This window comes from Pseudomonas sp. P9_35 (assembly GCF_034008205.1).
Lineage (GTDB): Bacteria > Pseudomonadota > Gammaproteobacteria > Pseudomonadales > Pseudomonadaceae > Aquipseudomonas > Aquipseudomonas kilonensis.
On sequence record NZ_CP125373.1, the window covers coordinates 3,297,014 to 3,321,563 of the forward strand.

At 61.8% G+C, this 24,550-nt stretch carries 20 protein-coding genes; 5 read left to right on the forward strand and 15 right to left on the reverse strand.

All coding sequences use genetic code 11. The annotated features are described in order from the left end of the window. Positions 1-164 precede the first annotated feature (164 nt). On the reverse strand, positions 165-1,463 hold the full coding sequence (locus tag QMK47_RS14395) for an NAD(P)/FAD-dependent oxidoreductase (protein ID WP_014338024.1): 1,299 nt from the start codon (positions 1,461-1,463) through the stop codon (positions 165-167). Positions 1,464-1,774: 311 nt separating this feature from the next. Between QMK47_RS14395 and QMK47_RS14400 the strand changes: the two genes are divergently transcribed. The 3 genes from QMK47_RS14400 (at position 1,775) to hpaR (QMK47_RS14410) (ending at position 4,641) form a co-directional block, all read left to right on the forward strand. Beyond that, entirely contained in the window at positions 1,775-2,944 is a 1,170-nt protein-coding gene (locus tag QMK47_RS14400; RefSeq protein ID WP_320390466.1) for a p-hydroxyphenylacetate 3-hydroxylase oxygenase component, read from the forward strand. Between the two features lie 57 nt (positions 2,945-3,001). Continuing rightward, positions 3,002-3,943 carry a p-hydroxyphenylacetate 3-hydroxylase reductase component gene (locus tag QMK47_RS14405; RefSeq protein ID WP_320390467.1) on the forward strand — a complete coding sequence of 314 codons (942 nt, stop codon included), beginning with the start codon at positions 3,002-3,004 and terminating at the stop codon, positions 3,941-3,943. A gap of 275 nt (positions 3,944-4,218) precedes the next feature. Further along, on the forward strand, positions 4,219-4,641 hold the full coding sequence (gene hpaR, locus QMK47_RS14410; RefSeq protein WP_018613322.1) for a homoprotocatechuate degradation operon regulator HpaR: 423 nt from the start codon (positions 4,219-4,221) through the stop codon (positions 4,639-4,641). Positions 4,642-4,847: 206 nt separating this feature from the next. On the opposite strand, the gene hpaI is transcribed toward hpaR (QMK47_RS14410), so the two are convergent. The 8 genes from hpaI to QMK47_RS14450 form a co-directional block, all read right to left on the reverse strand. Further along, positions 4,848-5,645, reverse strand: a complete 798-nt coding sequence (gene hpaI / locus QMK47_RS14415) for a 4-hydroxy-2-oxoheptanedioate aldolase (RefSeq protein ID WP_258691145.1) — start codon at positions 5,643-5,645, stop codon at positions 4,848-4,850. A gap of 14 nt (positions 5,646-5,659) precedes the next feature. Next, positions 5,660-6,463: a 2-oxo-hept-4-ene-1,7-dioate hydratase gene (gene hpaH, locus QMK47_RS14420; protein ID WP_003201609.1), complete on the reverse strand. Its 804-nt coding sequence runs from the start codon at positions 6,461-6,463 to the stop codon at positions 5,660-5,662. A 12-nt stretch (positions 6,464-6,475) separates the two neighbouring features. Beyond that, entirely contained in the window at positions 6,476-7,780 is a 1,305-nt protein-coding gene (locus QMK47_RS14425) for an MFS transporter (protein ID WP_320390468.1), read from the reverse strand. Positions 7,781-7,832: 52 nt separating this feature from the next. Beyond that, positions 7,833-8,225, reverse strand: a complete 393-nt coding sequence (locus tag QMK47_RS14430) for a 5-carboxymethyl-2-hydroxymuconate isomerase (protein WP_320390469.1) — start codon at positions 8,223-8,225, stop codon at positions 7,833-7,835. A 45-nt stretch (positions 8,226-8,270) separates the two neighbouring features. Continuing rightward, the gene (gene hpaD / locus QMK47_RS14435; protein WP_027911702.1) at positions 8,271-9,128 is read right to left on the reverse strand and encodes a 3,4-dihydroxyphenylacetate 2,3-dioxygenase; all 858 of its coding nucleotides are present in this window, start codon (positions 9,126-9,128) and stop codon (positions 8,271-8,273) included. 222 nt (positions 9,129-9,350) lie between these two features. After that, positions 9,351-10,811, reverse strand: coding sequence for a 5-carboxymethyl-2-hydroxymuconate semialdehyde dehydrogenase (gene hpaE, locus QMK47_RS14440; RefSeq protein WP_014338032.1), 1,461 nt, complete (start codon positions 10,809-10,811; stop codon positions 9,351-9,353). Positions 10,812-10,816: 5 nt separating this feature from the next. Continuing rightward, positions 10,817-11,587, reverse strand: coding sequence for a fumarylacetoacetate hydrolase family protein (locus QMK47_RS14445; RefSeq protein WP_320390470.1), 771 nt, complete (start codon positions 11,585-11,587; stop codon positions 10,817-10,819). Further along, positions 11,584-12,261 (reverse strand): fumarylacetoacetate hydrolase family protein, encoded by a 678-nt coding sequence (locus tag QMK47_RS14450; RefSeq protein ID WP_258691149.1) that lies wholly within the window; start codon positions 12,259-12,261, stop codon positions 11,584-11,586. Before QMK47_RS14450 ends, QMK47_RS14445 begins: the two co-directional genes overlap by 4 nt. Before the next feature lie 187 nt (positions 12,262-12,448). On the opposite strand from QMK47_RS14450, the gene hpaA reads away from it, so the two are divergent. Both hpaA and hpaR (QMK47_RS14460) read left to right on the forward strand, forming a co-directional pair. Continuing rightward, entirely contained in the window at positions 12,449-13,354 is a 906-nt protein-coding gene (gene hpaA / locus QMK47_RS14455; RefSeq protein WP_258691150.1) for a 4-hydroxyphenylacetate catabolism regulatory protein HpaA, read from the forward strand. A gap of 204 nt (positions 13,355-13,558) precedes the next feature. After that, a complete protein-coding gene (hpaR, locus tag QMK47_RS14460; RefSeq protein ID WP_053179583.1) occupies positions 13,559-13,981 on the forward strand; it encodes a homoprotocatechuate degradation operon regulator HpaR in 423 nt (140 codons plus the stop codon). A gap of 169 nt (positions 13,982-14,150) precedes the next feature. Here hpaR (QMK47_RS14460) and QMK47_RS14465 read toward each other — a convergent pair whose 3' ends face one another. The 6 genes from QMK47_RS14465 to wecB form a co-directional block, all read right to left on the reverse strand. After that, positions 14,151-14,447, reverse strand: coding sequence for a phage infection protein (locus QMK47_RS14465; RefSeq protein ID WP_253474548.1), 297 nt, complete (start codon positions 14,445-14,447; stop codon positions 14,151-14,153). 200 nt (positions 14,448-14,647) lie between these two features. Continuing rightward, positions 14,648-15,427, reverse strand: a complete 780-nt coding sequence (locus QMK47_RS14470; protein ID WP_253478533.1) for a hypothetical protein — start codon at positions 15,425-15,427, stop codon at positions 14,648-14,650. Positions 15,428-15,607: 180 nt separating this feature from the next. Next, complete coding sequence (locus QMK47_RS14475) at positions 15,608-18,154, reverse strand: NfrA family protein (protein ID WP_320390471.1); 2,547 nt, start codon at positions 18,152-18,154, stop codon at positions 15,608-15,610. Beyond that, complete coding sequence (locus QMK47_RS14480; RefSeq protein WP_320390472.1) at positions 18,151-20,265, reverse strand: glycosyl transferase family protein; 2,115 nt, start codon at positions 20,263-20,265, stop codon at positions 18,151-18,153. The genes QMK47_RS14475 and QMK47_RS14480 overlap by 4 nt, the downstream gene beginning before the upstream one ends. Positions 20,266-20,277: 12 nt before the next feature. Continuing rightward, on the reverse strand, positions 20,278-22,491 hold the full coding sequence (locus tag QMK47_RS14485) for a hypothetical protein (RefSeq protein WP_320390473.1): 2,214 nt from the start codon (positions 22,489-22,491) through the stop codon (positions 20,278-20,280). A gap of 36 nt (positions 22,492-22,527) precedes the next feature. Next, positions 22,528-23,760 (reverse strand): non-hydrolyzing UDP-N-acetylglucosamine 2-epimerase, encoded by a 1,233-nt coding sequence (gene wecB, locus QMK47_RS14490; RefSeq protein ID WP_320390530.1) that lies wholly within the window; start codon positions 23,758-23,760, stop codon positions 22,528-22,530. Between the last annotated feature and the right edge of the window lie 790 nt (positions 23,761-24,550).

Here is a 24,550-nt window from a genome sequence, read left to right on the forward strand (position 1 = left end):
ATGATTGAAAAATAGTGAAGTTGGGTGGCGTGCTGTAGGAGCTGGCGAAGCCTGCGATCTTTTGATTTTGACCTTTCGCTCTAGACTCAATGGTCAATGGAAAGATCGCGGCCTCGTTTCACTCGACAGCTCCTACGGCAGCGCAGCGGGATAAATCCCCTCCCTCAGCGACGGCCGTTCCAGTAGCCCGACAGCTGATGCCAGGACTTGCCGGCGGTCAGCAGCAATGGACGAATGGCGTCTTTGCCGATGATGGTCGGGCGATGGATCGAGCTGACCAGGTCGTAGCGCGCCGAGCCTTCGCTCATGCCTTCGGCCAGCACCTTGCAGATGATGTGGCTCGGCGTGACGCCAAAGCCTGAGTAACCCTGGACGAAAAACGCGTTGCTGCGGCCGGGAAGGGTGCCGATCTGCGGGAACAGGTTCGGGCTGCACGCCATCGGGCCACCCCAGGCCAGGTCGATCTTCACGTCCTTGAGGTACGGGAAGATTTTCAGCATCAGGCGCCGGTTCCAGGCCTTGAGGTCCTGGGGGATGTGCTCCACCAACGGCGTCGCGGCACCGAACAGCAGGCGGTTTTCGTTGGTGACGCGGTAGTAGTCGATCACCGGGCGAATGTCACTGTAGGCACCGCGAATCGGGCTGATGCGCTGGATCAGTTCGTCCGACAACGGCTCGGTCATCATCTGGAAGGCGTAGGTGTTGATGGTCGAGCGGTGCAGTTCCGGTTCCAGCTTGTTGAGGAAACTGTCGCAGGCCCACAGCAGCTTGCTGGCCCTGACCGAGCCACGCCCGGTACGCACGGTGATGCGCTCGCCATAACTGACTTCCAGGGCTGGGCTGTTCTCGAAAATCCGCACGCCGTGGCTGACCAGGGCCTTGGCCTCACCCAGCAGCAGGTTCAACGAGTGCACATGCCCGCCGCCCATGTGCAGCAAGGCGCTGCCGTAGGCCTTGGAACCGATGATCTGCTGCACGTCGGAGCCGCCGAGAAAGCGGATCTCGTGTTTGCTGTTGACTGACTTGAAGTCTTTTTCCCAGGCCCGCAGGGTTTTCTCCTGGCGCGCGTTGAAGCCCATGTAGCCGTAGCCGTGGCAGAAGTCGGCGTCGATGGCGTACTTGGCGATACGGTCCTTGATGATGTCGGCGCCCAGGTCGCTGATCTCGAAGATCTGGCGCAGGCCGTCTTCACCCACGTCCTTCTTGATCTTTTCCAGGTCATGACCGATGCCGGCCATGATCTGCCCGCCATTGCGCCCGGTGCCGCCGAACCCCAGGTAACGCGCCTCCAGCACCACGATGTTGGTGATGCCTTTTTCGGCGAGTTCCAGCGCGGTATTGATGCCGGAGAAACCGCCGCCAATGACCACGACATCGGCGTCCACGTCCTGTTCCAGCGTGGGGAAACTGAGGTTGTATTTCTTGGTGGCCGTGTAATAGGTGGGCGTTTCGATATTGATCATGACGCAACCTGACAAAGTGAAAGGAAACTCCGTTGCAATGCCTACGCAAGGCATTGCAGGGGATGGCCCTATTAAGAGCCCGGATGGGGGCGCGTGTCTTGATCATCCGTGCCGGGGTATTTGACCGAGCGCGCCATGGAGCCGAAGCCTGCCCACGAAAAGTACAATCTTGGATCTGGAAGGTGCATTTTTCACCCGCCGGTGATTGCCCATACTGGACTGGCCTTAATCACTGATCCCGTTGTTTGTGCAGCCTCAGGTTGCCGGGCAAAGGCGGGATTGGCAGATGCCAATAATAAAAGAGCCTGTCCATGAAAAAGCCAAACCCGCTGCTCGAAGACCTCAAGCCCATCCTGCCGGTCATTGCCGCCAATGCCTTCCAGGCGGAGAAAGACCGTACCGTCCCTGCCGAGAATATAGCCTTGCTCAAAAGCATCGGCATGCACCGGGCCTTCCAACCGAAACCGTACGGTGGCATGGAGATTTCCCTGCCGCAGTTCGCCGATTGCATCGCGCTGCTGGCCGGAGCCTGTGCCAGCACGGCCTGGGCCATGAGCCTGTTGTGCACCCACAGCCATCAGTTGGCAATGTTCCCGGCCAAGGCCCAGCAGGAAATCTGGGGCGATGATCCCGATGCCACCGCCAGCAGCAGCATCGCGCCGTTTGGCCGCACCGAGGACGTCGACGGCGGTGTGATGTTCAGCGGTGAAATGGGCTGGAGCAGCGGCTGCGATCATGCCGAATGGGCGATCGTGGGGTTTCGCCGTAAAAACGCCGAAGGCGCCCAGGACTATTGCTTTGCGGTGCTGCCGCGCAGCGACTATGCGATTCGCGATGACTGGTTCGCGGTGGGCATGCGCGGCAGTGGCAGCAAGACGTTGATCGTTGACAACGCTTTCGTGCCGGAACACCGGATCCAGAAAGCCAAGGACATGATGGAGGGCAAGTCCGGCGGATTCGGCCTGTACCCCGACAGCAAGATCTTCTACTCGCCGTACCGGCCGTACTTCGCCAGCGGTTTCTCCACGGTCAGCCTGGGCGTGGCCGAGCGCATGCTGGAGGTCTTTCGCGAGAAAACCCGCAACCGCGTGCGGGCCTACACCGGCGCGGCAGTCGGTGCCGCTACCCCGGCGTTGATGCGCTTGGCCGAGTCGACCCATCAGGTGGCGGCGGCCCGTGCCTTCCTGGAGAAAACCTGGCAGGAGCACGCCGAACATGGCGAGCGCCACGAGTACCCCAGCCGGGAAACCCTGGCGTTCTGGCGGACCAACCAGGGCTACGCCACCAAGATGTGCATCCAGGCCGTCGACCGTTTGATGGAAGCGGCCGGCGGCGGTGCCTGGTTCGAAAGCAATGAGTTGCAACGGCTGTTCCGCGACGCCCACCTGACCGGCGCCCATGCCTATACCGACTACGACGTCTGCGCGCAGATTCTCGGTCGTGAGCTGATGGGCCTTGAGCCTGATCCTTCCATGGTTTGACCGCCTGTCCTTAGAACAATAATCGAGGCCGTCCCTTGAGGCGGCCGGGAGTCTTGCATGTCCAGTCTTTGTGCTACCGCTTTCGATACCCGCGCGTTCCGCCGGGCCCTGGGTAACTTCGCCACCGGCGTGACCGTGGTCACCGCTGCCACTGAAGATGGCCGCAAGGTCGGTGTGACGGCCAACAGTTTCAACTCGGTGTCCCTGGATCCGCCGCTGATCCTGTGGAGCATCGACAAGCGTTCTAGTAGCCATGAGGTGTTCGAAGCTGCCAGCCATTTTGCGGTGAACGTGCTGGCCGCCGACCAGATCGACCTGTCGAACAACTTCGCACGACCCAAGGAGAACCGCTTCGCTGAAATCGAATTCGAGACCGGCGAAGGCGGCGCCCCGGTGTTTGTCGATTGTTCGGCGCGTTTTCACTGTGAAAAATTCCAGCAGGTCGATGGCGGCGATCACTGGATCATGATCGGCAAGGTCGTGGCGTTTGATGATTTCGGACGCTCGCCGTTGCTCTATCACCAGGGCGCCTACTCGATGGTGCTGCCTCACACGCGCATGACCAAACGGGAAGAGGGCCAATCCCCCAGCAGTCACTTCCAGGGACGCTTGAGCCATAACCTGTATTACCTGATGACCCAGGCACTGCGGGCCTATCAGGCCAGCTACCAGCCGCGTCAGTTGTCCACCGGTTTGCGCACCAGTGAGGCGCGAATGTTGATGGTGCTGGAGAACGACGCCGGGCTGAACCTGTGCGACCTGCAGCGGGAAGTGGCGATGCCGGCGCGCGAGATCGAAGAAGCCGTGGCCAACCTCAAGCGCAAGGGCCTGGTGAGCGATGAAGGCGAGCGGGTACGCCTGACCGCCAAGGGTATCGATGAGACCGAAGGGCTCTGGGCGATTGCCAAGGAGCAGCAGGACAAGGTGTTCGACCCCTTCAGCGAGGAACAGGTCGAGCATTTCAAGCAAGTGCTCAAGGGCGTGATCAAGGGCGCTTGAGTTCGCAGCGATACCTTCCCTTGCCCCCCGCTGGGCTCTGTAGGAGCTGGCGAAGCCTGCGATCTTTTGATCTTGATCTTTTCGCTCTCGACTCAATTGTCTGGGACAAGATCGCAGCCTCGTTGCACTCGACAGCTCCTACACCGCTCATACAAGCGTCCTTGTCACAGGGCCATCGCTTGATCCAGATTCTGTGAACGGATGGTCCGGCAGGGGTTGGAAGCTGTTAAGATTTAGTTAACTCATTAACTAAATCTTTCTCGCGAACACAACTCATGCCCAAGCTGCGCCAATCCTTGACCCTGACCCTGCTCCAGGCCCGTGAAGCGGCCATGGGTTTTTTCCGGCCTTCCCTCAATCAACATGGCTTGACCGAGCAGCAATGGCGAGTCATCCGTATTCTCAGCCAGCACGATGAGCTGGAGATCAATCGCTTGGCCGAATTGGCCTGCATCCTCAAGCCCAGCATGACCGGCGTGTTGGTGCGCATGGAAGCGGCGGGCATGGTGGTGCGGCGCAAGGCTGAACAGGATCAGCGACGAGTGCTGGTACGCCTGGCGCCGCAAGGGCAGGCGAGCTTCGATTCGATGAGCCAGAGCATGGAAGAGAATTACCAGCGTCTGCAGGACAAGCTAGGGGAGGAAAAATTGCAGACGCTGCTGGGGTTGCTCAATGAGCTGAAGGCGATCAGGCGCTGACGTCTGCGGAAGGCATAGGGCTTTTGTGGCGAGGGAGCTTGCTCCCGCTGGGCCTGTAGGAGCTGTCGAGCGGAGCGAGGCTGCGATCTTTCCAAAGACGCTTGAATCCCAAGTGAAAGATCAAGATCAAAAGATCGCAGGCTTCGCCAGCTCCTACAGAGTCCAGCGGGCGCAAGCTCCCTCGCCACAGAGAAATGTGATGTTGTTCAGTACACGCCGCCAACCGCAGGCTTCGGTGTGTCCTTGAACATCGCCGCCAGTGTCTGCAAGCCCCGCATCAACACCGTAGTATCCACGCCCACCGCGACAAACGCCGCGCCGAGTTCGATATAGCGCCGGGCCAGTTTTTCATCGGCGCTGAGAATCCCGGCGGCCTTGCCGGCCTGGCGGATGCGGGCGATGGCGTCTTCGATGGCCGCTTGCACCTCCGGGTGACCGGGGTTGCCACGAAAACCCATGGACGCGCTCAGGTCCGCCGGGCCGATAAAGACCCCATCCACACCTTCCACTGCCGCAATTTCATCCAGGTTGGCCAGGCCTTCGCGGCTTTCGATCTGGACCAACAGGCACATCTGCTCATCGGCCTTGTCGAGGTAACCGGGGATGCTGTTCCAGCGTGATGCCCGGGCCAGTGCGCTGCCGACACCGCGGACGCCATGGGGCGGGTAGTGGATGGCGCGCACCAGTTCGCGCGCCTGCTCGGCGCGTTCCACCATCGGCACCAGCAGGGTCTGCACGCCAATATCGAGCACTTGCTTGATCAGCGCCGTGTCACCGATCACCGGGCGTATCACCGGCTGGCTGGGGTAGGGGGCCACGGCCTGGAGCTGGCCGAGCAAGGTGCGCAAGTCGTTGGGCGCGTGTTCACCGTCGATCAGCAGCCAGTCGAAGCCGGCGTTGGCCGCCAGTTCCGCACAGTAGGCATCGGCCAATCCCAGCCACAGGCCGATCTGCGCCTCGCCGCTGCGCAGGCGTTGCTTGAAGGTATTGATGGGCATGTCCATGAAACGGTCTCCGATCAGACGAAACGGCAGGCGATGGAACCGAGCATGTCGTAGTCGACATGGAAGGTATCGCCGGGGTTGGCTGCCACGGGGCGGGTGAAGGAACCACCGAGGATGATCTGTCCCGGTTGCAGGGTGACGTCATAGGCCGCCAGTTTGTTCGCCAGCCAGGCCACGCCTTTGGCCGGGTGATTGAGCACCGCCGCCGAGACGCCGGACTCTTCGATCACGCCGTTGCGGTAGAGCACCGCCGGCACCTTGCGCAGGTCGATCTCGGTCGGGCGTACGGCGCGACCGCCCATGACCACGCCGGCATTGGCGGCGTTGTCGGAGATGGTGTCGAAGACCTTGCGGGTCGCCTTGGTCTGCGGGTCGATCTGCTGGATGCGCGCATCGATGATTTCCAGCGCCGGGATCACCCATTCGGTGGCGTCGAGCACGTCGAATACCGTCACGTTCGGGCCTTTCAATGGCTTGCCGAGAATGAACGCCAGCTCCACTTCTACCCGCGGCACGATGAAACGCTCGAACGGGATGTCGGTGCCTTCGTCAAAGAACATGTCGTCCAGCAGCGCGCCGTAGTCCGGCTCGGTGATGTTCGACGACACCTGCATGGCCCGGGAGGTCAGGCCGATCTTGTGGCCGACCAGCTTGCGGCCGTCCTTGATTTTCTGCGCGACCCAGGCGCGCTGGATGGCGTAGGCATCCTCGATGGTGATGTCCGGGTGATCGAGGGAAAACTGCCGCACCTGTTCGCGGGAGCGTTCGGCATGGTCGAGGCGGGCGGCGGCTTGCTGGATGAGGTTCTGGTCAAGCATGGCAAGGGTCTCTTATTGAGGGTTGACGATGGCGGCCCGGGTGCGCAGCACCAGCAAGCCGCCAAGGGCGATGAGCAGGGCCAGCACATACAAGGCGAGGCTGGCGCTCTGGGTGGTGTCGCGCATCCAGCCGATCAGGTAGGGCGCGAAGAATGAGGCGATGCTGCCGAAGGAGCTGATCAGAGCGATGCCGGCAGCCTGGGTGCCGTTGGACAGGAAGGCCGGCGGCAATTGCCAGAACATCGGCAACGCCGCACTGGCGCCCATGCCGGCGACAATCAGGCCGCTGAGCACCAGGGTCGGATTGCCGGGTGAGAGCCCGGTGACCGCAATACCCAGCGCTGCCATCCACAGCGGCACACACAGGTGCCAACGGCGTTCGCGGTGGCGGTCGGAGGAACGCCCGCAGCCGATCATGAAGAAACAGCCGGCCAGGTAGGGCACCGCGCTGAGCAGCCCGACCTTGCCGTCGCTGCCGATGCCGGCGCCATGGATCAGGGTCGGCATCCAGAAGGCCAGGGTGTTCACCGCCAGCATCACGGCGAAGTAAACCGCCACCAACAACCAGACCTGCGGATTGTTGAGGATCGCCGAAAACGAGGTGATGGATTTGCGCTGTTCTTCAAGGCTCAGTTGTTCGCGCAGCTGCTGCTTGGCGTGCGGTGTGAGCCACCTGACCGTCTCGAAATTGTCCGGCAGGCACTTGAGCACAACAAGGCCGAGCAGGATCACCGGCAGCCCTTCGATGACGAACATCCACTGCCAGCCGCGCAAACCGCCAACATCATGGAAGTGCTCGAGAATGCCGCCGGACAAAGGCCCGCCAAGCACCCCGGCCATCGGCACGGCGATGGCGAACAACGCGGTCACCTGGGCCCGGCGCCGGGCCGGATACCAGCGGTTGAGAAAGACCAGGATGCCAGGAAAGAAACCGGCCTCGGCCACGCCCAGCAGAAAGCGCAGCACGTAGAAACCGGCGGCGCTGTCGATAAGGAACATGCCGGTGGACAAGGCGCCCCAGACCACCATCAGCGTGGCGATCCAGCGCCGCGGACCGACCCGGTCCAGGGCCATGTTGCTGGGCACCCCAAACAGCGCGTAGGCGATGAAGAACAGCCCTGCGCCGAAGCCGTAGACCGTATCGCTGAACTGCAGGTCGGCGCTCATCTGCATCTTCGCGAAGCCGATGTTGATGCGATCCAGGTGGGCAAAGAGGTAACAGACCAGCAGCAGCGGCATCAGCCGCCAGGTGATGGTGGCGTGGGTGCGGTCGTGCGCGATGGTGCCGGCCGTGTTGGCGGTATTGGCTGTGCTCATGATCTTGTACTTTTTGTCAGAGAGGCCGATGGGGAACGCGAGGCAGACGGATTCAGGTGGCCTGGCCCTTGAGGAAGGCGTGGACGTTGTTGGCCTTGAAATTGAGCAGTTCGTGCAGCTCGATCATCTCGAACGACAGGGCCAGCAGGCGTTGGGCCTGGAGCTCGGCGAAGTGCGCGGTGATCACCTCGAAGAGTTTTTCCGCGACTTTCTGGCGCGTGGCCAGGTCACGGCCGTGGCCGACTTTCAAGGTCATGTGTACGAAGGCGTAGTCGTGCTTGCCGTCGGCCATGCGCCAGGTGTCCAGGCGCACGCCGCGGCTGCGGATGCCGCCCAGGGGGAACACGCCGCTGTCGCCCAGCAAGGCGTGGACCTTTTCAAACAGGCCGGGCAGGTCGGCTTGTTGTTCGATGTTGTCGGTGTATTCAGCGATGAAATGCGGCATGAACGGCTCCTTCAGGCCGCACGGAAATGCCATGCGGCCGCAGTATCAAACAGGGAAGACAGCGTTGATCTGTCCGGTGCCGGAGCTGCCGAAAGGCTCGGTGATGATTTCGGCAGGTTTGTCGTAGTCCGGCCCGCCGAGCAACCCCAGCAGCATCGCCGTGTCATGCATCTTGCCTTCGCCGAAGCAGTGTTCGGCGTAGTCCGGGAGCATGGCGCAGAACTCTTTCCAGCGGCCTTGGCGCCACATCTCGACGACGTGCAGGTCGACTTGCTTGTCGAACTCCCGCGTCCAGTTGTGGATGTTGGCTTCAGCGTTGCGATCGTCGGAAAAACGGTGCGACAGCGACCCGGAGGCGAGTACCAGCACCTTGCGGTCGCTTTTTTCGATGGCCCGGCGCACGGCGGCGCCGAAGGTGAAGCTGTCTTGCAGGCGGTGCCAGGCGCACCAGGCGGCAATCGACACGACGTTGAATTTCTGTTCCTGAGGGACATCCATGTGCATGTAGCGCATGGGCACCAGCGTGCCGTATTCCAGCTCAAGACTCGGGATGTTGTGGGCCAGGGTGCGCACGTCGGCGGCATTGGCCTCGGCGGCGATCAACTCGCCCAGTTCCGGGGCGCCTGAGTATTCGTACTCCATGTTCTTGATGAAGTGCGGCAGCTCGTTGCTGGTGTAGATGCCCTTGAAGTGCGCGCCGCTGTTGACGTGATAGGCGCTGTTGACCAGCCAGTGCACGTCGAACACCACGGCGGTATCGGCCCCCAGTTCCCGGGCACGGCGACCGATTTCCTTGTGGCCGGCAATCGCGGCGGCGCGGCAACCGTGGTGCTTGCCGGGCAGCTCCGACAGGTACATCGAGGGAACGTGGCAGATTTTGGCAGCCAGGACGACTTCGCCCATGATGATTCTCCTGAAAAATTGTTCTTGTTGAATCTTGGATAACGGGTGAACCGGGTCTCGATGATGAACCGTGGCGAGGGAGCTTGCTCCCGCTCGATTGCGCAGCAATCGCCAGGAAAAGCGGGGCCGCTTCGCAGCCCAGCGGGAGCAAGCTCCCTCGCCACAGGGTGTATCTCTTGCCACAGATGCATCACCTGCTACAGACGGATTACCCGACCTGGGTCATACACCCCACCGCGGTATGTGATGACTGCCCATGGAGATGCAAACGTTCTTGATCTCGGCAAACACTTCAAAGCTGTACTGTCCGCCTTCGCGGCCGGTTCCGGAACCCTTTACGCCGCCGAAAGGCTGGCGCAGGTCGCGCACGTTCTGGCTGTTGATGAACACCATGCCGGCCTCGATGCCATGGGCCAGGCGATGGGCCTTGCCGATGTCCTGGGTCCAGATGTACGAGGCCAGGCCGTATTCGGTGTCGTTGGCCAATTGCAGGGCTTGGGCCTCGTCCTTGAACGGGATCAGGCACACCACCGGGCCGAAGATTTCTTCCTGGGCGATGCGCATGTTGTTGTTCACGTCGGCGAACACCGTTGGCTGGATGAACTGGCCGCGGCTCAAGTGGGCAGGCAAATTGGCCGGACGCTCCAGGCCGCCGGCCAGGAGGGTGGCGCCTTCTTCGAGACCGATCTTGATGTAGCCGGTGACCTTGTCGTAGTGGGCCTGGGTAATCATCGAGCCGACCTGGGTCTTCGGGTCCTGCGGATCACCGACGATCAGGCGCTTGGCGCGGGCGGCGAACTCGGCCACGAACTGCGGGTAGACGCTTTCCTGGATGAAGATCCGGCTGCCAGCGGTGCAGCGTTCGCCATTGAGGGAAAAAATCGTGAACAGCGCGGCGTCGAGGGCGCGTTCGAGGTCGGCGTCTTCGAAAATCAATACCGGCGACTTGCCACCCAGCTCCATCGAATATTTCTTCAACCCGGCGGTCTGCATGATTTTCTTGCCCGTGGCGGTGCCGCCGGTGAAGGAGATCGCCCGCACATCCGGGTGGCGCACCAGCGCATCGCCGGCGGTTGCGCCGTAACCCTGGATCACGTTCAACACGCCATTGGGCAGGCCAGCCTCGACCGCCAGGCGACCCAGCTCGTTGGCGGTCAGCGGCGACAGCTCGGACATCTTCAGCACGGCCGTGTTGCCCAGCGCCAGGCACGGCGCGGTCTTCCAGGTCGCGGTCATGAACGGTACGTTCCAGGGCGATACCAGCGCGCAGACACCCACCGGTTGGTACAGGGTGTAGTTGAGCATCTGGTCGTCGACCGGATACGTATGGCCGTCCATCCGCGTGCAGACTTCGGCAAAAAAATCGAAGTTGTGGGAGGCACGCGGAATCAGCACGTTCTTGGTCTGGTGGATCGGCAAGCCCGTGTCGAGGGTTTCCAGTTCGGCCAGTTTCGGCACGTTCTGCTCGATCAGTTCACCGAGCTTGCGCATCAGCCGGGCGCGTTCCTTGGCGGGCGTATTGGCCCATTTCGGAAACGCTTCCTTGGCCGCCGCGACCGCTTGGGCGACTTCCTCGGCGCCGCCGCTGGCGACTTCGCCGATGGCCTCGCCCGTGGCCGGGTTGTAGTTGACGAACACGTCTTTGCTTTCGACCTCACGGCCGTTGATCCAGTGTTTGATCATGCTGCTCAAGCCTCTTTACGGGATGCGAAGAACTCGGCTTCGCTGACAATTCGATTGACCAGACGGCCGACACCTTCCACTTCCACCACCACTTCATCGCCGGGCACCACGTCCGCCAGGCCTTCCGGGGTGCCGGTGGCGATCATGTCGCCGGGGTGCAAGGTCATGAAGCTGGACAGGTACTCGATCAGGTACGGGATATCGAAAATCATGTCCTTGGTGCTGCCTTCCTGGCGCAGTTCGCCATTGATCCAGGTGCGCAGCGTCAGGTTGCTCGGGTCCGGCACATCGGCCACATCGACGATCCATGGGCCGACGGGGGTGGTGGCATCACGGTTCTTCACCCGCAGGTTGGGGCGGTAGTAGTTTTCCAGGTAATCGCGGATCGCGTAGTCGTTGCACACGGTGTAGCCGGCCAGGTATTCCAACGCATCCTCGCGCTTGACGTTGCGCGCCGCTTTGCCGATGACCGCCACGAGCTCGCACTCGTAGTGCATGTAGGCGACGTTGTCGGGACGCCAGGTCGCCTGGTTGTGGCCGGTGTAAGTGCCGGGGGACTTGATGAATGCCAGGGGCTCGGTCGGCGGCTTGAACGCCAGTTCGGCGGCGTGATCGGCATAGTTCAGGCCCAGGGCGAACATGCTGCCGGTGGCCGGTGGCAGCCACCGGACCTGGTCCTCGGCCAGCAGGCGACCGTCGGCCAGGCGTACAGCGTTGTGAGCTTCAACGGTGACGGCTTGATCCTGGCCTTCAAAACGAATGCGCGCGTGTTTCATGAGCCTGCTCCTGTTTCCTCGGCCACGATGGTATTGACCAGACGGCCCAGGCCGCTGATGTCCACTTCGACACGGTCACCGGGCAGTACGTCGACCCGGCCTTCAGGCGTGCCGGTGATCAGCACGTCGCCGGCATGCAGGGTCATGAACTCGCTGATCTCGGCGATCAGTTGGGGAATGTTGCGAACGAAGTTGGCCGTGCTGTTCTGCTGGCGAACCTCGCCGTTGACGTACAGCGTGATCGCCAGGCTGTGCGGGTCGGGCACCTGGGCGGTGGGCAGAAGTTCCGGGCCGATGGCACAGAAACCGTCCCGGCACTTGGCCTTGACGGCGGGGCGGTAATAGCTGTCTTCCGGGAGGCTGAATTCGTTGACGATGGTGTAGCCGGCCACGTAGTCGAGGGCTTCGGCGGCGCTGACGCGACTGGCTGACTTGCCCATGACCACGCCAAGCGCCGGCCCTGGTTGCAGTGTTTCGCCGCGACCGGGGTGAACCACCTCGGCACCGTGCCAGTTGCGGGTGTTGGGGGTCTTGATGAACAGCACGGGCTTGAGCGGCGGTTTCTGATAGGGCGGTTGCTCGAACTCGGCGAGGCGCTGTTTCAGCAGCCCCTGGTAGTTCAGCGCGACCCCGAACAGGGTGCCGGTCGCGACGTCATGCAGGGCACGGCTCATGCTTGTCTCCTGGCGATGCAGAGAGGTGAGGGCTCTGCGGTTATTGTTAATGTGTTAACAGTTATAATTAAGATGTTAACTATCGTCAAGCGTGACAGAATGAGCGGGCACTGGTTGCCTTGCCGGATTCGGTGCAGGATGGGTGCGGCAGGTGCCTGGACCAGAATAAGAAAACGAGTACTGCGTGATGACTGACCGTCAGCCGATCCCCAACATCAACATTGGTCAGGTGTACGACCAGCGCTACAGCGACGCCGAAGTGCATTACGACCGACTTGCCAACCTGGCGGATTTTTTCGGCCGCAACATGCCGGTTCATCGCCACGACCGGTTCTTCCAGGTGCACTACGTCAAGAGCGGCACCGTGCGGGTGTATCTCGATGACCAGCAGTACGTCGAATCCGGCCCGATGTTCTTCCTCACGCCACCGACCATTCCCCATTCCTTCGTGACCGAGGCCGACAGTGACGGACATGTGCTGACGGTGCGCCAGCAATTGGTGTGGCAGTTGATCGACGCCGACCCGAGCCTGGCGCCGGCGGGCGTGCAAATGCCGGCAGCCTGCGTTGCGCTGGCGCAACTGGGGCCCGGGCAGGCGGGGGAGGTGCGGCGGTTGGAATACCTGTTCGAGGAATTGAGCGAGGAGGTGACGCCCGGGCGCCCGGGGCGTAGCGCAGCACTGGACGCTTTGACGCGGCTGATCATGATCAGCCTGCTACGGTTGTGTTCCAACTCCCTGGAGGCCAGGCCAGCCCGGCATGAAGACCTGAAGATCTTTCACCGCTTCAACGAGTTGATCGAGGCCCACTACCTGCAGCATTGGCCGTTGTCGCGCTACGCCGAAGGCATCGGCGTGACCGAGGCGCGCCTCAATGACGTGTGCCGACGCATCGCCGACCTGCCTTCCAAGCGCCTGATCATGGAGCGGCTGATGCAAGAGGCCAAGCGCCTGTTGTTGTTCACCGGCAGCTCGGCCAATGAAATCTGCTACCAGCTCGGGTTCAAGGACCCGGCGTATTTCAGTCGGTTTTTCCAGCGTTACGCCCAGCTCACGCCGGGGGAGTATCGCCAGCGGCAGTCGGGGTTGCGCTGAATGGTGGGGAGAGGGATTTCTGTGGGAGCAAAGCTTGCTCGCGATGCAGGCGTCTCAATTTCTGAAAGACCGCATCGCCAGTATTCGCGAGCAAGCTTTGCTCCCACACAATCCCCTTCCACAGTGACATAGCGCGGCCATGCTTCTTGCAGCAGCCTGGCTGCCCAACTAAGCTGCCGACTCGCCCATCCACACAGTTCGAACATGGCCAACCCCAGACCCTCATTGACCCTGACGCTGTTGCAAGCCCGCGAAGCGGCGATGGCTTTTTTTCGACCTGCGCTGAACCAACATGACCTCACGGAACAGCAATGGCGGGTGATCCGCATCCTGCATCAGCAAGGGGAGCTGGAAAGCCATCAACTCGCCCACCAGGCGTGCATCCTCAAGCCGAGCATGACCGGTGTGCTCAGTCGCCTGGAGCGTGACGGCCTGGTGCGGCGGCAGAAGTCCAGCCAGGATCAGCGACGGGTCTTTGTCGGGCTGACCGAGCGCGGCCAGCAGTGCTTCGTGTCCATGAGCGAGGGCATGGAAAGCAACTATCAACGGATCGAAGAGCAGTTTGGCGAGGAAAAGATGCAGCAGCTGCTCGCGTTGCTCAATGAGCTGAAGAACATCAAGCCCTGAGCCGACCTGTCAGGCAATCACAGCGAGGACGCGCTGTAGGAGCTGACGAGCGAAGCGAGGCTGCGATCTTTCCACTGCTCATCGAGTCGAAAGCTCAAGATCAAAAGATCGCAGGCTTCGCCAGCTCCTACAGAGCCCAGCGGGAGCAATCTCTGGCCACAAAAACACTTCACACCGCGCTGTGCTCACGCAACTCCTGCAACCGATCAGCCCCACCTTCAGCCACGCGATTCTCGAGCAACCGATCAGAACCGCCTTCAGCCACGCGATTCTCGAGCAAACGATCGGAACCGCCTTCGGCCACACGATTTTCCAGCAAGCGATCAGACCCGCCTTCAGCCAGCTGTTGCGCCTGGTCGTGAGTCGATGCACTGGCGGCGGTGGCCGAGGCGACATTGGCCAGGCCGACACCGCCAACCAATGTCAGGGCGATAGCCAGGGACGATACTTTCGAGAAATTGAACATGGTGATTTTCCTTGCGCTTGATTGAGTGGGTCCGTGGCAGCGAATGTGTTGCTGTCCGGTGATCACAGTTAAACGCGCGGATGTATCGACGATGTGTGCCAGGAGAGGGTGAGATCCATTGTTTCGTATCGGTCCGCATCTCAGATACAGACCGATACAAACTCAGTAAGCGATGGCAAGCGAATGGCTTTGAGCCCTGATCAAGGCAGGGCCAGGGCTTGTTTCAACTGGTCCACCAAGGTTGGCGTCATGTAGTGCGGCCCGTCGAACAGGTAGAGCGGATAGCCTGCATAGGCCGCCAGTTGTGGCTTGAGCTCCTCGACCGTGGCGGAGCGGAAGCCACCGCCGTATTTGGGGCGAAAGGCTTCGACGATGATCCGCACTCGATTCTGGCCGAGCCGATCACGCAGGGCGTCGGCGTAGTTGCGGGCAACCGGGGCGGTGCGGGCATAGACGCCAACGCCGTCCTGGAAGAACACGCCGATGTCGTTCGGCAACCATTGCTTGAGCCAGTCTGCGGTAGCGGCGGGGCCGATGTTGGCGCCGTCATAGACGCTGATCCACAGTGGGCGTGGCAGCTTGGCCAGCAAGGCCGGCAGCTCTGTGGCGCCCGACCAGCTGGGGTCGACCTCAGCCGGAAAGTACCAACCGGTGACATGCAATGGCGTCGGCAACCCGGCAATGCGCTCCGACAGCGTCGCCAGTTGCTTGATGTTTTCTCGTGAGCGGTTCTCGCTGAAATAGCCGGCCAGCCCGAGGATGACATCCTGGGCCCACGGCGTCTTGGCGATGCGCGCCCAGTCGGGCAGAACCGGTACGCTGGGCAGGCCGGTGCCGGGCACGAAGGCCTGGTCGTCCACCACCGTCCATTGCACGAGCAGCTCGTGCACCCCCAGCTTTTCCCAATTGCCGCTGATGCCGACGGTCTGGTTGTCCGGCTGCCAGGCGATGCCGACGATGTTCGGTGTCGTGGTGGTCATTATGTAGTACGTCCCTGTACCTGCGCTGAGGAGTGCGGCCACAAACAGCGCCGCGATGGTCTTGCGATTGATGAACTTTGCGAAGCTATTCAAACAAGTCCCTTCTGGATGCAGTGTAGTCGCGGCTCGGCAAAGCGAGCCGCTTTTCGTACGGACGAACCGAATATCCCACCAACGTCCTCAGTAGGAGTAGGTCAGGCGCGCGAACACGCCTTTGGCGCGATCCTCGCCAAACACCCTGGCCCGGTATTGCAGGGACAGGTCCACATAGGAGCGTGGCGCGTTGTAGACGTCTTCCCGGAACCAGTAACGTACGTTGTTTCCTATCCCGATTCCCCCGGCGTCGCCGGAAGAAAAGCCGCCGCCGGCTTCGCTCTTCATCTTGGAATCGTAGTCGATCGCTGCGACAACATGGGGGAAGGTCACCCAGCGCGAGCCGGTTCCACCGATGGCATAGCTGCGGCCCACTTGCCATTCGCTGTTGAAGTAGTCTCGCGAGTCGTTGATGTAGTGGCCGACCTCGGCGTACAGCTGCGAAGTCCACCAGCTCGGCACATCGACCCGCAGATCGGTGCCGATGCTCGAACCGTAGCCCAGTCGCACCAGCCAGTCGCCGTCGACATTGGAAGAACCCAGCGGGAAGGTCCGTTCAAGGGCGGCCATGATGTTGACCGAACTGAAGGGCTTGACCCGCACGCCGAGGGCGCCTTGCAAGGCATCCGCGCCCGTGTCCGAATCGCTGTTCTTGCTCCATAGGGTGTCGGTGATGCGTCCGTAGAGTTCGACAAAGCGGCCATTGCGATAGCCCAGCGGACGCCACGACAGTTCGGTGCTGTTTTGCAGCAGGTCATTGCTTTCGCTGCCGCTGCTGCTGGTGCCCGGGGCGGCGCTCAGGCCACTGGAACTGTTGCCGCGATAGCTGGTGGTGCTGGTCAGGCCGATAGTGCGCGAAACATCGCCCACGGTGCGACGGGTATCGAACAGCTGTTGTGCAGACAGCGGAGTCTCCGCGGTTTTTTGCCCATCGATGACACGCTTGAAGTACCCCACGGCTTCGTCGTCTTCATGCAGGCGCATGGCGTTGTAGGCGGCGTCCTGGGCCGCCGTCGTGGTCAGTGGCGTGCTGGCGTCGGCCTTGCGGAACGCCGCGTGGGCCGCCTCGTCGTCGCCGGCCTGCATCGAGAGGTAGGCGACCTGCAGGTCACTCACCGATGCCAGTTCGCCGCTGGCCCGGGCTTCTTGCAGGCGTTCGCGGGCGGTGCGGCGCTGGCCGATGGCGGCATACAGCCCGGCTTCTTCGTAGGCCGGCAGGCTGCCTAGCGCCAGGGCGCGGGTAAAGTCATCCCGGGCACCGGCATCGTCCCCGGACTGCTGGCGCAGGCGTCCACGCATGACCAATAGCCGCGCGTCGTCGCCATGGGTTTGCAGGCCTTCGCTGGCGGCGCTGATGGCTTCGGGCAGATGTTTTTGCTCCGTCAGGGCGCTGACCAGCAGGTGCCGATAAGCCGGGTTCTGCGGCGCGCGCGCCACGGCCTGGTTCGCCAGGGCGACTGCGGTCGCCGGGTCTTTGCGGGCGAGGGCGGCATAGGCCTGGGACGCCAGCGCAGTACCGGCATCATGGGAGCTGCCCGGCCAGATCGCACAGGTCAGGCCGAAGGTGCTTTCCTGGCACTCCAGGGGCGGTGGTGGAAATTGGGCCAGGCTGTTCGGGCCTTTGTTTTTCTGGCGCAGCGCTGCACGGGCTGCACCGCTGCGACGGGTCACCTCATCGCTGTCGTCGTTGCCCAGCGTCTGTAACTGCTCCAACGCGTGCTGAGGCTCACCGCGTGCCAGGGCGGCGTCGACGGCAAAGAGACGGATGTCCCGGCGCTCGCTTGGCGACAAGCCGGGCAGGGACAGGGCTCGGTTCAGATCGGCCTGGGCTGGCTGTAACTTGCCCTGGCGATCCCGGGCATAGCTGCGCAGGATCCATGGCGCGGCTTGGCGATCGTCCAGCGCCAGCGAGCCCGCGGCAGCCTGTTCGGCAGCGGGGTAATCCTTCGCCGCGAGCAGGGCACTGATGAGCAGTTGCTGGTTGGCGGCGATCTCTGGCGCCCAGGCCACGGCTTTGCGCGCCTGGTCCACGGCCAGGGCTGTATTGCCTTGCTCCAGGGCGCGATAGCCCTGGATCGCCAGTGGCACGGCCAGTTGACGGCGAATGGCTTTGCGGCGCATCAACAACGTGTTGTCGTTGGCAAAGACGCCAAGGGCATCGCTGGTGGCCCGGTCGGCTTCTTCCAGGCGTTGCTGGCGCTGCAAGGAGTCGATCAGCAACAGGCGATATTCACGGCGACGGGGTGCTTGAGTGATTGCCTTGCGGGCCGATTGCGCGGCCAGGCCGAACTGTTCGCGGTCATAGGCCTTGAACCCCCGGGACGCGGCGACAAAACCCGGTGCCGCGCTGGCGGGGCGAGACGCTGCCAGGGGCTGGGGTTGGTCGCGCAGTTTCTTGTCCCGCTCGGCCAACTCAATCAGGGTGTTCAGGCGTGTTACGTCGGCACGTTGGCGCAGGGCTTCGCGTGCCTTGGCGATGGCCAGGTCGTAGTCCTTGCGTTCGTAGGCGCTGTAGGCTTCGTTGGCGGCGGTATAGGCCGGACCGGACAGTGGCAGCGGCAACGTTTCGGCAAGTGCAAACGCTGGTATCAGGCTCAGCCCCGTGGCCAAAAGGGTCAGGAAGGGGCGGTTCATGCCGGGAGCTCCGTTGGGTAGAGGTCGTGCTGACGGGCCACGGCCTGTTCGATCGTCGGACGTGGCAGCACACCGCTGTCGACCAGGTAATCGCCGATGCGGCCGTGGTGTTGCGGCCGGTACTGGAGCATGACGCGACTGAATTCGTCGCGATCGAGCAGGCCCATTTCGATCAACAGGTCGCCCAGCAGCGGCGCCCGGGCATTTGGCACAGTGTGGCCGTTGCGTACAGGCAGCTTGCGCAACAGCGCGAGAATTTCGCTTTCCCGGGCGATCAGTTGCACCGGCTCGCTGCCCAGCTCGGCGCTGACCTGTTGCAGGCCTTCATCGGGCAAGGGGTTGGCGACGGCGATCTGTTCGCAGCCTTCGCTATTGCGTCCCAGGGGCACGACCCGCCAGCGCAAGGCAAATTCGGGGCTCAACGAGGACGTCGAGGCAGCGGCTTTCTCGGCGACATCAAAGACCCGGGGCAGGTCATTCTGGAACGCGATGGCTTCGGCCAGGGTTTCATCGTCCAGCCAGCCGTTATTGAGCAGAATTCGCCCTAAAGGCACGTTGCGCGACTTTTGTTCGTCGAGCGCGCTTTGCAGGGCCGTGTCGCTGATGGCCTGCCAGGACAGCAACACGCTGCCCAGGCGGCGTGGCGCGATGGCGACCAGGTCGGTGGAAGGAAAGTCGTGCATGGTCTTGTCCCAGACCAGCTTGCGATTCATCACCTTGCCCACCAGGAACATGCGCCAGGCCCGGGAGGCGGCCATGAAGTTGACGAAGTTGCCCACCAGCATGCGGGGCATGGACAGCAAGCCATGCTGCCAACCGTACAGCACGGTGGTGAAGTAATAGCGGTGCAGGATGCGCCAGGCCAAGGCGACGCCGTTGGCCAACAGCAGGTATTTGACCAGGCCATTGGTTTCAAACGGGGTGGGGAAGGTGACATCCCACAAGCCGCTGTTGCGCAAAATGATCAAGCCCAGCAGTTGCACCAGAATGATGTAGGCGATGATGCTGACAAACGCCGTCACCACCCCCTTGCGATCACGAAACAGCAGGTATCGGTTGGCCAGCGAGCCGTGCCAGCCCATCTGCTCCCAGCCTTGCAAGCCGATGCCCAGGGTCCAGCGGGCTTTCTGCCGGAAGGCGGTGCGGAACGTGTCCGGGAAAAACTCGCGCACGCACAGTGGCATCGTCAGGGTCGATTCGTAAGGTTTGCGGAACCAGGATTTGCGCAGCACCCGGAACTGCACCGGGAAACGTACGAAAATCGCATTCATGCCGACCTTGGCCAGGCGCGCGCCAACGTCGTAGTCCTCGGTGAGGCTGTCGGTGTTGAACGGCTGGTTTTCGGTTTCACCGGCCAGCACCCGCAGGGCGCGATGGGAAAAGCAAGTGCCAACGCCGGCCGAGGGCACGGTGTCGGTCATGCTTTCACGCACCACCAGGTCCTTGCCGTGCCATTCGGCGAACTCGTCCATGTAGACGCCCGCCACCCATTCGTACCAGTTGCGCTCCAGCGACACCACAGGCAACTGGATCATGTCCTTGCGTGGCAACAGATAGTTGAACAGACGCAGTTCCAGCGGATGCAGCACGTCCTCGCTGTCGTGCAGGACGACGCCAGCGAAGGTCATGCCATGGGTTTTCTCATGCAGGAAAATCGCCTGGATCACCCAGTTCAGGCAGTCGGCCTTGCAGGTCGGCCCGGCGTGGGGCACTTCCACGCGGTGCAGTTGCTTGTAGCGCCTGCGCATCCGCTCGACTTCGTCGATGGTGCGCTGGTCGTTGATGTACGTACCGACGAAGACCACGTAGTTCTGGTAGTCGAGTGTCGACACCATGTTCTCGATCATCGGCGCGATGACGTCGTATTCCAGCCAGGCCGGCACCATGATCGCCAGGGGCTGTTCGTCCCGGGCCAACAATTGCTCGACGGTCAGCGGCCGGTAGCGGCGGTCCACGGTGAACTTGCGGTACAGGCGACGAGACCAGTACCACACGTCAACGATCAGATCGTCCAGGCTGGAGATCAGGATCAGCACCGCGACCACGATGGTCGCGATCTCCAGGTAGTTGTAGTAATGGGCCAGCCAATAGGGCCAATAAAGCGACGTCATCGAAAGGTACCGTTACTGGCGATTGCGACGGGCACTACGGCCTGCCAGCAACAAGAGGAGGAACAAGATAAAGGCACCTGGAATCAGCCAGAGCAGCGAAGGTTTACGCCAGGCGTCCAGGCCCTTGGGTTCTTCGCGGCCGATCAGCAGGCTACCGCTTGGGTCTTGGGTATCGAAGATCGCCACGGCCCCGTTGTTGCCCAGGATCGCCACGTCGCCACGGGTCAGCACAATCGGCTTGGCCAGGCTTGGCGGCTGGTTGCCCAGTGCCCGGTAGACCAGGCCATGCTGGCCTGCGGTCTGCACCACTTGCAGCGAGGCCAATTGGTTGAGGGGTTGTACGTCCAGCAACACCTGGTCCTTGTGGTTGATGCGCAGGCGACCTTGCTCGTCGACCTGGACCGATTCCTTGCTGTCCTTGAGCGGCAACTCGAAGGCCAGGAAGGCTTTGTCCGGGCTGACGACGGCTTTCGGATCAGCGCTGACCTTGAGCTGCGCGCGCAGCGGCGATACACCGCTGGTATCGGCCACCGAAATGACCCGCGCCAGGCTGCTGGCCGGTTGGTCGAGGTAGGCCTGGGGAACCAGGATCTGGGTGTCCACCGCGAAGCGTGCGGCCATGCCGGAGAAGTCGTCGTCCAGCGAGGTTTTTTCCAGGACGATGTGGCTGGTCGGCAGGACCGATACCGGGAAGGCTTGCGGCGTTTCCAGGCAGCGGTCGCTGACCGGCTGGCGCTGGAACGATACGCGCAAGGTGTTTTTCGAGCCCAGGGCGTAGCGTGGGATGTGGGCCTGGATGCGCTGTGACTCACCATCGGTGGTCAGTTGTTGCGCGCCGATCAGGAAATCATTGAAAAACAGCGAGGCTACCGGCGCTGTAGCGGAAGCACCCGGTGCTGCGGAGACGTCCACCACGGCCGTGACCGGCAGGCGACCGTCGTAGGCCACGCTGCCCAGAGGGAACGAAGTGCTCCAGTCGAATCGCGAGGCCACGTCGAAGTTGCCAGGGGCGCCGCCCAGCCGCGCCAGGGCCACACGGCCATCGTCGCTCAACGGTGTTTGCGCTTCGCTGACGGTCAATTGGCGACTTTTCGCCAGTTTGCTCCACGCCGAACCGAGCAGCGACAAGGCTTTGCCAGTGGATTGCGGGGCGATCATCAGGACCGGGCGAGTGCCGAGCAGCGCCAGGCTTACGTTGTCGGTGCCGGCGCTCGCCAGCGCTGCGTTGACGTGCTGTTCGCGCCATTGGGTCAGTGCGCTGGCGGCCGTTGCGTCGAGGCCTTGGACCTGGCTTTGCAAGGCGTCCAGGGACTGGTTGATGGCCTTGAGCAGTTCCGGGTCGTTGATCGCCAGGTCTGCCTGTACGTTCGGGGTCTGGCCCAACACCAGCAGTGCACCGATCTCGGCCGGGTTGGCCAAGGTGTGCGGGCCTTTGCCGTTGAGGCTGGCGAAGGCTGGAATGCTCAATAACTCGGCAGGGATGCGCAGGCTGCTCAGGTCCACGCTGTCCTGCACGACAGGGAAGGGCAGGATGCGGCTGTGTTTGCCGATGCGCTCCAGTGCGACACCCAGGCGCCAGGCCGAATCGTAGCTGGCGGCGGACAATGAGCCAGGGGCGACGAGGATGCCGGGCTCACCGGGCAGGGCGGCCCAAGCCGCACCGACGTCGCGCAACTGGCTGGCGTCGTAGCTGTAGTTCAGGCGCGTTTCAGGCTGGATGCGCAGCACGTTGCCGATGACCCGATCGTCTTGACACAACGGCCGAGACACTATCGAGGACCAGGCAATGCCCAGGCGCACCAGGCCGTTGTCACGCGCGGCCTTGTCGACGCCGAGTGTGGCGCTGGCATCGCCTTGTGCCTCGCTGAGCCCTTCGGCACGCACCGGGTAGCCATCAAGGGACAGCAGCAGGGTGTTGCGACCGCCTTCGCCATTGAGGTAGTTGGCATCCAGTTGCAAGGTTGCGTCATTGAGGGCAACGCCGGCGGGCACCGGCAGGTAGAGCTCGCGGCGGGCGTCGCTGGCGCTCAAGAGGATTGGCGCAGTGATGCCCAGGTCGCTCAAGCGCACTTCACGTGTCTGGCGGGTATCGGCGTTGAGTCGATGAATAGCCTGGGTCAGCGGGCTGTCCGCAGCCAGGGCAAAGGTCGGCATGAGCGCGAGCAGGCTCAGGCCACAGGCAAGGGCGCTGAGCGCGCCCGTAGGGATGGCAACGGAAGGCTTCATTCAGGCAAATCTCGATCTGATAAGGGTGGATAGCAGTTATGAGGTGAAATCGGCGAGCAACTCTTGTGGTTCGGACGTTGGCGCGTGTGCCAATTCCTGGAACGAATGCGCCTGGCCCACGACAAAGTCGCTGACCGGGCGGCCCATCAGGGTATCGACGATACGTTGGCTGGCCTTGCCATCGCCATAGGGGTTGGCGGCCTGTGACGCACGACGCCACAAGGCCTGGTCGTCGAACAGCGCGTCCACACCGGCGATGATCGAGGCCGGGGAGGTGCCCACCAGGCGCACAGTGCCTGCGGCCACGGCTTCGGGGCGTTCGGTGACGTCGCGCATCACCAGCACCGGCTTGCCCAGGGACGGCGCTTCTTCCTGCACGCCGCCAGAGTCGGTGAGGATGACGTGGGCGTGTTGCATCAGGCGCACAAAGGCCAGGTAGTCCAGCGGCTTGATCAAGTGCACATTGAGCAGGTCGCCCAGCTGTTCGGTAACCGGCCCGAGCACGTTCGGGTTGAGGTGCACCGGGTAGACGATCTGGATATCCGGGCGCTGGGCCAGTTGGCGCAGGGCCTTGCAGATGTCCAGGAAACCCTCGCCGAAATTCTCCCGGCGGTGGCCGGTTACCAGCAGCAGCTTGCGTCCGGTTTGCAGGAACGGGAACTGTTGGTCCAGTTCGTCACGCAACCGGGCATCGTCATCGATGCGTCGGGCCGTCAGTTGCAGCGCGTCGATCACGGTATTGCCGGTCACCAGGCAACGGCCTTGCAGACGCTCGCCCAGCAGGTTGTCGCGCGATTGTTCGGTGGGAGCAAACAGCAGGTCGGCGCTGAGGTCGATGCAGCGGCGGTTCATCTCTTCCGGCCAGGGGCTGTAGATGTCACCGGTGCGCAGACCGGCTTCCACATGGCCGACGGGAATGCGTCGATGGAAGGCGGCCATCGAAGCGACCATGGCCGAAGTGGTATCGCCATGGACCAGTACCCGATCCGGCCGGGTCTGCTCCAGTACCGGGTCGATGGCGCTGTACAACGCGGCGGTCAGGGAGTTGAGCGTCTGGTGCGGCGTCATCACGTCGAGGGTGAAGTCGGCCTTGAGGTCGAACAGGTCCAGCACCTGCTTGAGCATGCTTTGATGCTGGCCGGTGACGCAGATCAGCGACTCGATACCGGGTTCTGCGGCGAGGGCCTTGACCAAAGGTGCCATCTTGATGGCTTCTGGACGGGTACCGAAGATCGAAAGGATCTTGATCCGTGAGTCTTGAATAGCGATGACGTCCTTCCTCGCGCAGTTTTCTGCGCCGCACAACAGCCGTCCAAGCACAACAATGTGGTTGGGCAAGCCAGCGGTCTAAGTTAATTGGATCCAATATCAGTTAGATACTTACGAGCACGGGAAGTGACGTAGTGGCATCTTGATCTGGGCCGTCAAATTAATAACATTAAAGCTCGTTGCCGCAAAGTTTTATATGTGAAGTTTAAATATTTTTTTAAAAGGGGCTTCGTGGAAGGGCGAAAAAGAGGCTCTTCTGGAGATCTTTAGAATCTTATTACTATTTGATTAATAAGGATTTTTTTGTCTTTTTTCGAGATGCAGCGTGGCTGCGCGGGCGGCAGTAGGCGATGCTGACGGTTTTTTGACAGGCGGCGCCAATGTTTTTGTAAGAGATTTGCTCGCCATTAAAATGGCGCCTACATATTGTCAAAGTTGCTTGGTTCTCTAGTACCTTAGTGCCAATTCTTATAAGTGTGTAAAAAGTTCCATTTAAATTACGTTTTTATTTTAAAAGATTCACGCATGTGCACATTGTCGATGTTTATAAGCGGCGTGATTCTTAATTGGACTGAGTGATGTTTGATACGTTCTTGAATAGCTCTAATGCCCTCGCAAACCCAATTCGCCTCTAGCCGATAATCGCACGCTTTGTAATGTGTTCGCGCCAGGGATATTGACCGAACTAACTGGTTGGTACATTTTAGGCGCCGTACGTCTTGCGACGCATTGCCAAGACCATAATAAAAAAGTAGAGGAACACCTCATGCGGATCTATCTGCAAACCCCC